The sequence below is a fragment of the Phocaeicola acetigenes genome (assembly GCF_027529745.1).
Classification (GTDB): Bacteria; Bacteroidota; Bacteroidia; order Bacteroidales; family Bacteroidaceae; genus Phocaeicola; species Phocaeicola acetigenes.
In genome coordinates this window covers 530,038-542,959 of the sequence record NZ_JAPZVM010000001.1, presented here as the reverse complement: position 1 = coordinate 542,959, position 12,922 = coordinate 530,038, and the positions used below count along the sequence as shown (strand labels likewise).

Genomic DNA, 12,922 nt, shown 5'->3' with positions numbered 1-12,922 from the left:
GCACACTAAGCGTGTAAGTGTGCGCAAAAGTACAAAAACTTCTGAGAATGCTTTATATCAAGTCTATTTTATTTTACAGTAATATCCGCATACTAAAGGATATTTGATATATTTGCGGAAAATAATACCTCAATTTATGTTGATATATAATACTACTTATCATGTGCAGATAAACGATGCACGCAATTTTGTGATTTGGTTGAATGAATGTTATATTCCTGCAGTAGAGAAGTCGGGTGAATTGCATAACCCTCGTATTTTGCGTATATTGAGCCATAAGGAACAGGACAGCGAGTGTTTTTCGTTGCAGTGGGAAGTAGAAGACAGTGCAGCTCTCCATCGTTGGCATACAAAACAAGGTGCTCATTTGAACGAGGAAATGATAAAACTTTTTAAAGATAAAGTGATTGGATTTCCTACATTAATGGAGGTTATCAAGTGATTTGTCCGGTAAAAGAAAAGATAATTCTGGGTATCGATCCAGGTACGAATATTATGGGTTATGGAGTGCTGAAGGTGACTGGCACTAAACCTGAAGTCTTAAGTTTGGGAGTTATTGACTTGCGCCGTTGTTCAGACTCTTATCTGAAGTTAAAACATATTTACGAGAGAGTACAAGGAATAATATCATCGTATCTTCCCGATGAGTTGGCCATTGAGGCTCCTTTTTTTGGAAAGAATGTACAGTCCATGCTGAAGTTGGGACGTGCACAAGGCGTAGCCATTGTAGCTGCTTTGTGTCGGGATATTCCTGTGACAGAGTATGCTCCCTTGAAAATTAAAATGGCAATTACAGGAAATGGTCAGGCAACCAAAGAGCAAGTTGCCGATATGCTGAAACGTATGCTTCATATACCCGATTCAGAAATAGGACCTTTTATGGACGCTACGGATGCTTTAGGTGCGGCCTATTGTCATTATTTACAGATGGGGCGTCCTGCTATACAGCAAAAATATTCAAGCTGGAAAGATTATATAGCAAAGAATCCGGAAAAAGTGAAATAAATACATGCAATTATGAAAATAAGGTGTTTTATCGCTATGTCAATGCTTGCACTGTGTGGCTGTAATCATTCTCATCAGAAAGCGTATAGTTCTTTTGATGAATATCCTTTTTTTGAGGGAAAGTGGGAGGAAATGGTTTATTCTCCTTCTGAGACAAAATTTGCACTTTGGGCTCCGACTGCACAAGAGGTACGTGTGCTTCTTTATGAAGAGGGACAAGGTGGATCTTCTTATAGGATGATTCCGATGGAAGCCGTAAATGATGGAATGTGGGAGGCTGTAGTAAACGAAAATCTGGCAGGGAAATTCTACACTTTTAATGTAAAGATAGACGATGTATGGCAGGGAGATACTCCGGGAGTAATGGCTAAAGCTGTAGGCGTAAATGGAGACCGTGCTGCTATTTTGGATTTGGATAGTACTGATCCGGAAGGGTGGAAACAAGATGTTCGTCCTTCGTTGAAGAGTTTTGCCGATATCATGATTTATGAAATGCATCATCGTGATTTTTCCATTGATACTGTAGCCGGTATCCGCAATCGTGGTAAGTTTCTTGCATTGACAGAAGAAGGCACACATACATTTCTGGGAGAGAAAACTGGTATCGACCATTTAAAAGAATTAGGTATTACTCATGTACATTTACTTCCTTCGTTCGATTTTTCTTCTGTAGATGAAACAAAACTGGAAAAGCCGCAGTATAATTGGGGATACGATCCGAAGAATTATAATGTGCCAGATGGTTCCTATTCTACAGATCCTTATCGTCCGGAGGTGCGTATTCGTGAGTTCAAGCAAATGGTAATGGCTCTGCACAAAGCCGGAATCCGTGTGATTATGGATGTAGTATACAATCATACGGCGTTGACGAAAGGCAGCAATTTTGAACGTACAGTACCGGGTTATTTCTATCGGACAGATGAAGAAGGTAAGTTTGCCAATGCTTCGGGATGTGGTAATGAAACCGCAAGTGACCGGGCTATGATGCGTAAATATATGGTAGAGTCTGTCGTATATTGGGCGACAGAATATCATATTGATGGTTTTCGTTTCGACTTGATGGGTATTCACGATATTGAGACAATGAAAGCAATTCGTGCCGCCCTTGATAAGGTTGATCCTACTATTTATATATATGGTGAAGGATGGGCCGCAGGAAAGCCACAATTGCCGGAGGATCAGCTGGCAATGAAGAACAATACTTATCAGATGCCTGGTATAGCTGCTTTTAGTGATGAATATCGTGATAGTTTGCGCGGAGCTTGGGGGGACGATTCAAAAGGTGCTTTTGTGATAGGAAAACCTGGGCATGAAGCGGGCATTAAATTTGGAATTGTAGGTGGAGTGAAACATCCTCAGGTCAATACAGATTCAGTGCATCGTGTACCGAAGATATGGGCTAACCAACCTACTCAGTTTATCAGTTATGTAAGTTGCCATGACGATTTATGTCTGACTGACCGCTTGAAGACAACTCTGCCCAAAGCCTCTTTGCAAGAACTGCGTACATTGCAGAAACTGGCAGAAACTGCAGTCTTTACTTCTCAAGGTGTACCCTTTATCTTTGCAGGAGATGAGGTGTTGCGAGACAAGAAAGGAGTTGCCAATTCCTATAATAGTCCGGATGAGATTAATGCAATTGATTGGCGCAATAAGACTCACAATCGGGAGGTCTTCGATTATATAAAAGAATTGATAGCCATGCGTAAGGCGCATCCGGCTTTCCGTATGGGAGATGCCGACCTTATCCGGAAGCATTTGGAGTTTATTCCGGTACAGGCAACCAATGTGGTAGCTTTCTGTCTGAAAGGTAATCCTTGTGGGGATTCCTGGAGAAATACTGTTGTTGTGCTGAATGCACGTACAGAGCCGATTACGGTAACTGTACCAGAAGGCTTATACCGGATTGTATGCAAAGATGGAAAGATTGATTTGAAGAACGGTTTCGGACATGCCAATGGAGGTAAACTGACAGTCGGTCCGCGTTCTGCAATGATTGCTCATCAGTAATTAAATGGAATAGTTTATGATGGAAAAAGAATCTGTGAATACTGAATTGGTTGTTTACGGATTCTTTTTTCTTTATTTATAGGAAGAACTTTATGAAAAAAGTAATAGAAATAGAAAATGGAGTAGCTCGTCATCCTCTTTACCGGTTGGATGCTCCTATTAACCTTCAACTGCTGGAAGGCGAGCATTGGGCTATTGTAGGTCCTAATGGAGGAGGAAAAACTTTATTGGTCGAAACACTGACAGGCCGTTACCCTTTATTGAATAATGAAGTACGTTATGACTTTTCGCCTTCTTCTTCCAATTTGGTTTCCGATCATATCAAATACATCACCTTCCGCGACTCTTACGGAGAAGCTGATAGCACCTATTATTATCAGCAACGTTGGAATTCGCATGATATTGACGATACTCCGCTGGTACGCGATTTGCTCCCTGAAAGTAAGGATGAAAGCCTGAAGAAAGTGCTTTACGATTTGTTTGGAGTAGAAGAGATGCTCGATAAACACATTATTCTGTTGTCGAGTGGAGAATTGCGTAAGTTTCAGCTGACAAAGACTCTGTTGGGTAATCCTCGTATACTGGTGATGGACAATCCTTTCATCGGACTGGATGCGAAGACGCGTTCTTTGTTGCATGACTTGTTGAAGAAACTGGTAGAACAGACCAAACTGCAGGTTATACTGGTGCTCTCCAAAAGTGACGATATTCCTGATTTTATTACTCATGTCGTATCGGTAAACAGTCGTATCTGCAGTCCGAAAATGACCTTGCAGGAATATGAGGCTTCCCGGCAGCCTGTTCCCAGCCGTGTGCTGAGCGAAGAAAAGCGGCAGCGCATTCTGACTCTTCCAGATAGAGCAGATACTTATTCATCATCCAGTGTAATACAGCTCAATCAGGTCTGCATCCGATACGGTGAACGTACCATTCTTTCCGGGCTCGACTGGAGTGTGAACCGTGGGGAAAAATGGGCTTTAAGTGGAGAAAACGGAGCCGGAAAATCCACATTGCTCAGTCTGATATGTGCCGATAATCCGCAAAGCTATGCCTGCGACATCACCCTTTTCGGATACAAGCGGGGAAGCGGAGAGAGCATATGGGATATCAAGAAACATATCGGTTACGTCAGTCCGGAGATGCACCGTTCTTATCTGAAGAATTTGCCTGCCATTGAAATTGTAGCGAGTGGTCTTCACGACTCTATCGGACTATACAAGAAGGTAAAAGATGAAGACCTGCAGATTTGCGAGTGGTGGATGGATATCTTTGGAGTGAAAGAGCTGAAAGACCGCAGCTTCCTTCAACTCTCCAGCGGAGAACAGCGGATGATTCTGCTGGTGCGTGCTTTTGTAAAAGATCCGGAACTGCTGGTTCTCGACGAACCTCTTCATGGACTGGATTTATACAACCGCCGTTTGGTAAAGGATATCATAGAAACTTTCTGTCAGCGTCCGTCAAAGACTTTGGTGATGGTAACACATTATGAAGAAGAACTGCCGGATTGTATCGATCATCGTCTGTTTCTTCGTCGTTCTGGCAGATAAGTTTATTGCACAACCGATTGTAAAGCCTGCTGTACGTAGCTCTTTTTCAAGTCAGCAGGCTTTACAATTTCATCATCGTACGTCAGCAGGTCGATGTCCAGCGGTACAATTCCTTGCTGTTTGCCGGTAGCCGTTCTTCCGTGCCGGCTTTCTATCTTCTTGAATTCTTCTATAAGTTTTTCCTTATTCAGAGTAGTATTCATCAAGGCTGCACGATTCAGGTAAGAACCGGAAGATGCGGTATCTTCTGCAGCCGTCTCTACCGCATTTCCCCAATGGATACCGGATGAGATTTTTTCGAGTTCCTGCTCTGCACTTTTCAAGTGTGCCACTCCGTTGTGGTTTGAACCTAAACAGATGAGGCAACGGTGATGCTGATTCATATTTGTAATGTTTTGGTCTGCAAAATTATATTTTTTTCTTAAATTTGCGTGTTATTAATAATGAGTATAAAGACATGAAATTTATTGGAATTATTCCTGCAAGATATGCTTCCACCCGGTTCCCTGCTAAACCATTGGCAATATTGGGAGGAAAAACTGTTATTCAGAGAGTGTACGAACAAGTAGTCGGTGTACTTGATGAGGCTTATGTAGCAACCGACGATGTTCGTATAGAAGAAGCCGTAAAGGCTTTTGGTGGAAAAGTAGTAATGACATCAGTCGATCATAAGAGCGGAACCGACCGTTGTTATGAGGCCTTCTGTAAGGTAGGAAGCGGATACGATGTCATTGTCAATATACAAGGCGACGAACCTTTTATACAGCGTTCGCAGCTGGAAGCGATTAAAGCTTGTTTTGAAGATGATGCAACCCAGATTGCTACTTTGGTCAAACCGTTTACTCCGGAAGACGGATTCGATGCACTCGAAAACGTCAATTCCCCAAAAGTGGTAGTCAACCGTAATATGAATGCATTGTATTTCAGCCGTTCCATCATCCCTTATCAGCGGAATAAGGAAAAGATAGAATGGTTGAGCGGACATACCTATTACAAGCATATCGGACTTTATGCTTACCGTGCAGCTGTGTTGAAAGAAATTACCGCTTTGCCTCAGAGTTCTCTGGAACTGGCTGAGTCGCTTGAACAACTCAGATGGCTGGAAAACGGATATACGATAAAGGTAGGAATCACTACGGTAGAGACAATAGGAATCGATACTCCTCAGGATTTGGTTCGTGCAGAACAGTTCTTACAAGCACATAAAGAAATTATAGGATGAAGCTGGATAGAACTGTAGCCCCGAAGATTTGTCAGATAGACCATTTTTCTATTGAGAAGCCCCAGCTTCATGTCATGCGAAACGGTATGCCCCTGAATATTATTCAGGCGGGTAGTGAGGATGTTGTACGCTTTGACCTGCTGATTCAAGGAGGACAATGGAACCAGGAACAACCCTTGCAGGCGATGTTTACAAACCGTATGCTGCGCGAAGGTACATCGAGTATGAGTTCTGCCGAAATAGCGGAAAAACTCGATTATTATGGCGCGTGGCTCGATTTGTCATCTTCTGTCAATTATGGTTTCGTCACTCTCTATTCACTGGTAAAATATTTTCCGCAGACTCTTGAAATATTGGCTTCTATGGTGAAGGAGCCGGTTTTCCCGGAGAAAGAACTTCAAGTGGTAACGGAAATCAACAAGCAGCAGTATCTGGTCAACTCGGAGCGGGTAGAGGTTCTGGCACGCAAGCAGTTGAATCGGTCTTTGTTCGGCAACTCGCATCCGTTGGGACGCTATGCCGAGTTGGAAGATTACGACCGCATAACTCCTGAGATACTGAAACGTTTTTATCAGACCTGCTATCATTCGGCCAACTGTTCAGCTTATGTTTCCGGAAAGGTAACTCCAGAGGTCGTTCGTTGCATCGAACAGCAATTTGGCGATGCTGCATGGGGAGATGTTTCCCAACGAGTGCATCACGGAGAGTTTGCTGCGGCCCCCGACGACCGTAAGCGTGTTTTCATTGAGAAGGAAGAGGCGCTGCAAGGTTCTGTCAAGATGGGTGGATTCTCTTTGAATCGTATGCATCCGGATTATTTGAAGTTGCGCGTACTCATTACTTTGTTCGGTGGATATTTCGGCAGCCGTTTGATGTCCAACATCCGGGAAGAAAAAGGATATACCTACGGCATCAGTGCCGGAGTAGTCTGTTATCCTGATACAGGTGTGCTGGTAATTAGCAGTGAAGCTGCCAATGAATATGTAGAACCTCTCATTGCCGAAGTGTATAAGGAAATAGATATCCTGCGTACTGAGCGGGTAGACGAGAAAGAACTGGATATGGTACGCAACTACATGTTGGGCGATATGTGTCGTTCTTATGAAAGTGCTTTCTCCTTGTCGGATGCATGGATTTTCATTGAAACTTCGGGCTTAGACAATCAGTTCTTCGACCGTTCGGTGAAGGCTATCAGAGAAGTGACCGCCGATGAAATCAGACAGCTTGCCGAAAAGTATTTGTGCAAAGAAAACTTAATAGAGGTGGTTGCAGGTAAAAAAGTGTAATGAAATGGTAATAGTATCTTTTTAAAATCTTAATTTTGACTATCATTTCATTTTAAAAACAGAAGAATATCAAGCATGCGTAAATATATTTATTTGTTGTTCGCTTTCATGATGTGGGGAAATGTGTCGTCGTTTGCCCAATTGTCATTAGGTTATTATCAGTTTAAGGATGGTTCGGAATATACCGGTGAGCTGAAAGGCCGCCGTCCCAATGGAAAAGGCCGTACCGTTTATAAAAACGGAGATATCTACGAGGGCGAATACGTAAAGGGGAAACGGGAAGGAGAAGGAACCTGGACCTCTACTGACGGAAAAAAATACGTAGGACAATGGTATCAGGACCAGCGTCATGGAAAGGGAACTTTCTACTTTATGAACAATAATCGCTATGAAGGAATGTGGTATGCCGATACTCAGGAAGGAGAGGGAACCATGTCTTATTATAATGGCGATGTATATGTGGGAGTATGGCATCGGGACAAGCGAAACGGACAGGGTGTATATACCTGGAAGGGAGGAGCGAAGTACGAAGGAGAGTGGAAGGAAGACCTGAAAGACGGAAAGGGAGTAATGACCTGGGAAGACGGTTCGAGTTACGATGGCGAATGGAAAAGCGGGTATCGTGAAGGAAAAGGTACCTTCTATTATACGAATGGTGATAAATATGTAGGCGACTGGAGCGATGATGTGCAAGATGGAAAAGGCGTTTATTATTTCCAGAATGGCGAACGCTACGAAGGCGATTATGTGGAGGGAGAGCGCACCGGACAGGGTGTATATACCTATCCTAATGGCGATAAGTATGTAGGTCAGTTCCGCAATGGCTGGAGAGAAGGCATCGGTACATTTACCTGGTCGAATGGAGCTATATACGAAGGCTCCTGGAAAAAGAACCAGCGTTCGGGAAAAGGACATTATAAATGGGGAAATGGCGATGAGTACGAAGGCGAGTGGAAAAACGATCTGGCAGAAGGAAAAGGAGTGTTGCGTACTCAAGATGGTTCAGTATACACCGGCAATTTCTCTAAAGGAAAAGAGAATGGAGCGGGAGTACTTGTCACCAAGAACGGTACACGTTTTGAAGGAAACTTTAAGAATGGTCTGAAAGACGGTGATTTCCTTGAAAAAGATGCCACTGGCAAGTTGATACGGAAATGTGTATATCGCTCCGGGCGTTTGTTGAGCGAACAGAAATAAACGGTAACGAGACAAGATAAAGAATAGCATGTTTTATGCTGTATGATTGGGCCGGCGACGTTGATTGCATAATCAGTGTCGCCGGCTTTGTATTTGACACCGTCGGCTGTGCAGCCGGCGACGTCGGATAAAGAAGGGTACAAATCATAAACATGGCATATAATTGTATCACAGAATATGCAGAACTCTTTCATAAAGAAGGGTATTCCGATAAAATGCTTCCTTTTATTTCGCTTTATCAAAATATATTTGTATGTTTGTGTTACTTAATATATAGTAGAAAAATGATGCATATACAGGGAATCTTGGACTTTCTGAAACAACTGGCAGTCAACAATAACCGTGAGTGGTTTCAAGCACATAAGGATACTTATCTGTCTGTTCAAAAAGACTTTGAAGACCTGCTTGCCCTTGTTATTGCACGCATTTCCTTATTCGACGATTCTGTGGCTCATGTACAGCCGCGCGACTGTACTTATCGGATTTATAGAGACGTCCGTTTCTCGGCCGACAAATCTCCTTATAAGACACATATAGGCGGATATATCAATGCCCGTGGAAAGAAATCCAATCATTGTGGGTATTATATTCATCTGGAGCCGGGTAATTGTATGCTGGCAGGGGGAAGTTGGTGCATGCCTCCTGCAATGCTGAAGGCAGTCCGTCAGTCGGTATTCGACAATATTGATGAATATCGCTCCATTGTAGAAGATCCGGAGTTCAGGAAGTACTTTCCTGTAGTAGGGGAGGAACATCTGAAAACGGTACCGAAAGGGTTTCCGAAGGATTTTCCTTATGCCGCGTATCTGAAGTGTAAAGATTATACAGTGTCTTATCGTATCCCGGATTCGTTTTACGACAATCCGGATTTTATGGATGAAATAGCAAATGTATTCTGTCAGTTGAAGCGTTTTGCTGATTTCACCAACGAGACAATCGATGATTTAGAGTAAAAACTTTTAACCGTGTACTATGATTATAGATAGAATAGAAAATATAGAGAAATATCTTTCCCTTCATCCGCTTTTTGCTCAGGCTATAGAGTTCCTGAAATCTGCTCAGTTGCAGAATCTTGAGCCTGGACGTATTGTCTTGAAAGAAAATGATTTGTATGTAAATGTCGATCAGACTACTCCTAAGCGGAAAGAAGATGCCAAGTTGGAAACTCACAACTGTTTCATAGATATACAGCTTCCTTTGTCGGATGTGGAAACCATCGGATATGCTCCCCGGGCAGAACTGGATGAAGCTGTATATGAGGCAGACCGTGACATTACTTTTTATGATACTCCGGCCGCTGATTATTTTCTGCTGAAACCGGGTATGTTTGCTGTCTTTTTCCCCGAAGATGCACATGCACCGGCCATAACGGAAAAAGGAGTAAAAAAGATTGTAATAAAAGTTCGTGTAAACTAAAATAAACTACTGCTATGGATAAAGTATTAAACATCATCAAGAATGACCCGTGGTTGGAACCTTATAAAGAGGCTATTACAGGTAGACATCAACATGCTCTCGACAAGGAAAAAGAACTTGTAGGCAAGAAAACGCTGTCCGATTTTGCTTCCGGATATATGTATTTCGGATTACATCGTACAGACAAGGGATGGACCTTCCGTGAATGGGCTCCGAATGCAACGGCCATTTATTTAATTGGTGACTTTAATGACTGGAAAGAACAGCCGAAGTTTAAACTGAAAAGAGTTCGGAAAAGCAATAACTGGGAGATAAACTTGCCGGCCGACATGATTAAGCATGGCGATTTTTATAAGCTGAAAGTGTACTGGGAAGGTGGTTGCGGCGAACGTATTCCGGCATGGGCCAATAGAGTGGTGCAGGACGAACAAACCAAAATCTTTACAGCTCAGGTATGGGAACCCGAGAAGCCTTATAAGTTTAAGAAAAAGGTTTTTGTGCCTAATGTTTCTCCTCTGATGATATACGAATGCCATATCGGTATGGCACAAGATGCAGAGAAGGTGGGTTCTTATAATGAGTTCAGAGAAAATATTCTTCCCCGAATAGCAAAAGACGGATACAACTGTATTCAGATAATGGCTATACAGGAGCATCCTTATTATGGTAGCTTTGGTTATCATGTATCCAGTTTCTTTGCTCCTTCTTCTCGTTTTGGTACACCGGAAGAACTGAAATTGCTGATTGATACAGCACACCAGATGGGTATTGCTGTGATTATGGATATTGTACATTCGCACGCTGTGAAGAACGAACTGGAAGGTTTGGGTAACTTTGCCGGAGATCCTTGTCAGTATTTCTATCAGGGCGACCGTAGAGAACATCCGGCATGGGATTCACTTTGCTTTGATTATGGAAAGAATGAGGTGATTCATTTCTTGTTGTCCAATTGTAAGTATTGGCTGGAGGAATTCCATTTCGACGGATTCCGTTTCGATGGAGTTACTTCTATGTTGTATTACAGTCATGGACTGGGTGAGGCATTCTGCAATTATGGTGATTATTTCAATGGTTCGCAGGACGACAATGCGATTTGTTATCTTACTTTGGCCAACAAGTTGATTCATCAGGTAAATCCTCGTGCCATCACAATTGCCGAAGAAGTATCGGGAATGCCTGGACTGGCTGCTCCTTTTGCCGATGGTGGATATGGTTTCGATTATCGTATGGCCATGAATATTCCTGATTACTGGATTAAGATTATAAAAGAGCGTCGTGATGAAGACTGGAAGCCTTCAAGTCTGTTCTGGGAGGTAACAAACCGCCGGAGTGATGAAAAGACTATTTCTTATTGCGAGAGCCACGACCAGGCTTTGGTGGGCGATAAGACTATTATCTTCCGTCTGGTTGATGCGGATATGTACTGGCATTTCAAGAAAGGTGATGAAAATGGAGTGGTACAGCGTGGAATTGCTTTGCATAAGATGATTCGTTTGCTTACGGCTTCTACGATCAACGGTGGATATCTTAACTTTATGGGAAATGAATTCGGTCATCCGGAATGGATTGATTTTCCGCGTGAAGGAAACGGATGGTCGTATAAGTATGCACGCCGCCAGTGGAATCTGGTAGACAATAAAGAGTTGTGCTATCATTATTTGGGCGATTTCGATGAGGCTATGGTACATCTGTTGGAGAGCGTGAGAAATATCCAGAAGACGGATGTCGTAGAAATATGGCACAATGACGATGACCAGATTTTGGCTTTCCGCCGTAAAGATTTGATTTTTGTGTTTAATTTCAATCCTACTCGTTCGTTTACCGACTATGGATTCCTTGTACCGCGTGGTGAATACCGGGTAGTATTGAATACAGACGACAAACGATTCGGTGGCTTTGGTTTCGCCGACGATACAGTACCTCACTTTACTTGTGCCGATCCGTTGTATGCCAAAGAGAGAAAAGAATGGCTTAAACTATACGTTCCGGCACGTTCGGCTGTCGTCCTTAAACGAGTGAAAGTGTGATTTATATGAGTAAATATATTCTACCGTACGAGAAGGCCGCCCGCATACAAACCGTAGTGTGCGGTCTTCTTTTTTCTGTCTTTAGCTTTGTTTATTTGTATGTCTTCCAGCGCGATATTCTGGAGGCTGTTCATTTTTCCCTCGCTCATGGAAAAACCCACTTTGCTCCTATGGCAAGTGCGGTGGTGATTACATTCATCTTGATTCTGTTGCGGTGGGGAGTGAACAGTTTATTGGGCTTGAAAGGTATAGTACGTTCTGTAGCTTATTTCCCTTCTTTTCTTATATTGGGCGCCTTGACAGATATAAGCAGAGACATATACATGGATTCTTATCGAGGTTATTGGCTGTGGTTGTTACCACTGATACTTTTGGTATTTATTGGTACTGCCTATTTCCTGCGCCGTATTTTCAGAGTACAACTGAATAAAGAATATTCCTTTATGACTCTGATGAATAGTAATCTGATCATTTTGCTGGTATGGGCTCTTATGACTGTTGGAATTGGAAATTCCGACCGTAATTTTCATCATGAATTGGCAGTAGAGCGCTGTTTGCGTGCCAAAAAGTATGAAGATGCGTTGAAGGTAGGAGAACGTTCGTTGGAAGCAACACGTACGCTGACGGCCCTCAGAGCTTATGCATTGGCTCATGTTGGACAGATGGGTGACCGGCTTTTTGCATATCCCCAGTATTATAAATCGGAGGGATTGTTCTTTTCCGGTGATTCGTTGCATGACTTGCGTTATACCAATGATTCCATTTATCATTATCTGGGAGCACGGCCATACGAGAACGAAAGCAAACTTCCCTTTTTGCAGCATATATGTGATAGGGAGATAGGGAAATATACATCTTTGGATTACTATCTGTCGGCCTTGCTGTTGGATAAGAAACTGAAGGACTTTGCTGGTGCCATGTGTGAATTTTATGAGGAGAATACACGCATTCCCCGTTATTATCAGGAAGCTTTGGTGATGTATCAGAGTACTCATCCGGAATATACTTGTTTGGCTACAGACAGTACAATAGTTCAGAGATTTGATGCTTATAAGACCCGGCAGAAGGATTTTGCTTCTCCTGTAGAGGAAGAGAATAGGATGCGCCGGGAATTTGGCGACACCTATTGGTGGTATTATGATTATCAGAAGTAAAAAAGGATGGACCGGATAGTACTTTTTTAAGGAAGTTGCTCTCTATCCAAGTCTTTTT

General features: G+C 42.7%; 12 protein-coding genes. 11 read left to right on the top strand and 1 reads right to left on the bottom strand.

Going from position 1 to position 12,922, the window contains the following annotated elements; translation table 11 throughout:
* Positions 1 to 136: 136 nt before the first annotated feature.
* The 4 genes from O6P32_RS02365 to O6P32_RS02350 all read left to right on the top strand — a co-directional run bounded on the left by O6P32_RS02365 (position 137) and on the right by O6P32_RS02350 (position 4,562).
* Positions 137 to 442 (top strand): DUF4286 family protein, encoded by a 306-nt coding sequence (locus O6P32_RS02365; RefSeq protein ID WP_178265858.1) that lies wholly within the window; start codon positions 137 to 139, stop codon positions 440 to 442.
* Complete coding sequence (ruvC, locus tag O6P32_RS02360; RefSeq protein WP_178265857.1) at positions 439 to 1,005, top strand: crossover junction endodeoxyribonuclease RuvC; 567 nt, start codon at positions 439 to 441, stop codon at positions 1,003 to 1,005. The genes O6P32_RS02365 and ruvC overlap by 4 nt, the downstream gene beginning before the upstream one ends.
* Positions 1,006 to 1,017: 12 nt before the next feature.
* On the top strand, positions 1,018 to 3,015 hold the full coding sequence (gene pulA / locus O6P32_RS02355; RefSeq protein WP_269876560.1) for a type I pullulanase: 1,998 nt from the start codon (positions 1,018 to 1,020) through the stop codon (positions 3,013 to 3,015).
* Between the two features lie 92 nt (positions 3,016 to 3,107).
* Positions 3,108 to 4,562 (top strand): ATP-binding cassette domain-containing protein, encoded by a 1,455-nt coding sequence (locus O6P32_RS02350; RefSeq protein WP_269876559.1) that lies wholly within the window; start codon positions 3,108 to 3,110, stop codon positions 4,560 to 4,562.
* 2 nt (positions 4,563 to 4,564) lie between these two features.
* Here the strand turns inward: O6P32_RS02350 and O6P32_RS02345 are convergent, their stop codons facing one another.
* On the bottom strand, positions 4,565 to 4,945 hold the full coding sequence (locus tag O6P32_RS02345) for a 2-amino-4-hydroxy-6-hydroxymethyldihydropteridine diphosphokinase (RefSeq protein WP_178265854.1): 381 nt from the start codon (positions 4,943 to 4,945) through the stop codon (positions 4,565 to 4,567).
* Positions 4,946 to 5,019: 74 nt separating this feature from the next.
* Here O6P32_RS02345 and kdsB point away from each other — a divergent pair, with 74 nt between their 5' ends.
* The 7 genes from kdsB (at position 5,020) to O6P32_RS02310 (ending at position 12,864) form a co-directional block, all read left to right on the top strand.
* On the top strand, positions 5,020 to 5,784 hold the full coding sequence (gene kdsB, locus O6P32_RS02340; protein WP_178265853.1) for a 3-deoxy-manno-octulosonate cytidylyltransferase: 765 nt from the start codon (positions 5,020 to 5,022) through the stop codon (positions 5,782 to 5,784).
* Positions 5,781 to 7,070 carry a M16 family metallopeptidase gene (locus O6P32_RS02335; RefSeq protein WP_178265852.1) on the top strand — a complete coding sequence of 430 codons (1,290 nt, stop codon included), beginning with the start codon at positions 5,781 to 5,783 and terminating at the stop codon, positions 7,068 to 7,070. The genes kdsB and O6P32_RS02335 overlap by 4 nt, the downstream gene beginning before the upstream one ends.
* Before the next feature lie 75 nt (positions 7,071 to 7,145).
* Positions 7,146 to 8,267, top strand: a complete 1,122-nt coding sequence (locus O6P32_RS02330) for an MORN repeat-containing protein (RefSeq protein ID WP_269876557.1) — start codon at positions 7,146 to 7,148, stop codon at positions 8,265 to 8,267.
* 287 nt (positions 8,268 to 8,554) lie between these two features.
* Positions 8,555 to 9,220, top strand: coding sequence for a DUF2461 domain-containing protein (locus O6P32_RS02325; protein ID WP_178265873.1), 666 nt, complete (start codon positions 8,555 to 8,557; stop codon positions 9,218 to 9,220).
* 19 nt (positions 9,221 to 9,239) lie between these two features.
* Positions 9,240 to 9,683, top strand: coding sequence for a YhcH/YjgK/YiaL family protein (locus tag O6P32_RS02320; protein WP_178265850.1), 444 nt, complete (start codon positions 9,240 to 9,242; stop codon positions 9,681 to 9,683).
* 14 nt (positions 9,684 to 9,697) lie between these two features.
* Complete coding sequence (locus tag O6P32_RS02315; RefSeq protein WP_269876555.1) at positions 9,698 to 11,710, top strand: alpha amylase C-terminal domain-containing protein; 2,013 nt, start codon at positions 9,698 to 9,700, stop codon at positions 11,708 to 11,710.
* Between the two features lie 5 nt (positions 11,711 to 11,715).
* A complete protein-coding gene (locus O6P32_RS02310) occupies positions 11,716 to 12,864 on the top strand; it encodes a DUF6057 family protein (protein WP_269876554.1) in 1,149 nt (382 codons plus the stop codon).
* Positions 12,865 to 12,922: the final 58 nt, after the last annotated feature.

Bases quoted from the DNA above. Each gene is read 5' to 3' on its own strand.
- O6P32_RS02365 (WP_178265858.1), top strand. From the start codon at position 137: ATGTTGATATATAATACTACTTATCATGTGCAGATAAACGATGCACGC.
- pulA (WP_269876560.1), top strand. From the start codon at position 1,018: ATGAAAATAAGGTGTTTTATCGCTATGTCAATGCTTGCACTGTGTGGC.
- O6P32_RS02350 (WP_269876559.1), top strand. From the start codon at position 3,108: ATGAAAAAAGTAATAGAAATAGAAAATGGAGTAGCTCGTCATCCTCTT.
- O6P32_RS02345 (WP_178265854.1), bottom strand. From the start codon at position 4,945: ATGAATCAGCATCACCGTTGCCTCATCTGTTTAGGTTCAAACCACAAC.
- kdsB (WP_178265853.1), top strand. From the start codon at position 5,020: ATGAAATTTATTGGAATTATTCCTGCAAGATATGCTTCCACCCGGTTC.
- O6P32_RS02335 (WP_178265852.1), top strand. From the start codon at position 5,781: ATGAAGCTGGATAGAACTGTAGCCCCGAAGATTTGTCAGATAGACCAT.
- O6P32_RS02330 (WP_269876557.1), top strand. From the start codon at position 7,146: ATGCGTAAATATATTTATTTGTTGTTCGCTTTCATGATGTGGGGAAAT.
- O6P32_RS02325 (WP_178265873.1), top strand. From the start codon at position 8,555: ATGCATATACAGGGAATCTTGGACTTTCTGAAACAACTGGCAGTCAAC.
- O6P32_RS02320 (WP_178265850.1), top strand. From the start codon at position 9,240: ATGATTATAGATAGAATAGAAAATATAGAGAAATATCTTTCCCTTCAT.
- O6P32_RS02315 (WP_269876555.1), top strand. From the start codon at position 9,698: ATGGATAAAGTATTAAACATCATCAAGAATGACCCGTGGTTGGAACCT.
- O6P32_RS02310 (WP_269876554.1), top strand. From the start codon at position 11,716: ATGAGTAAATATATTCTACCGTACGAGAAGGCCGCCCGCATACAAACC.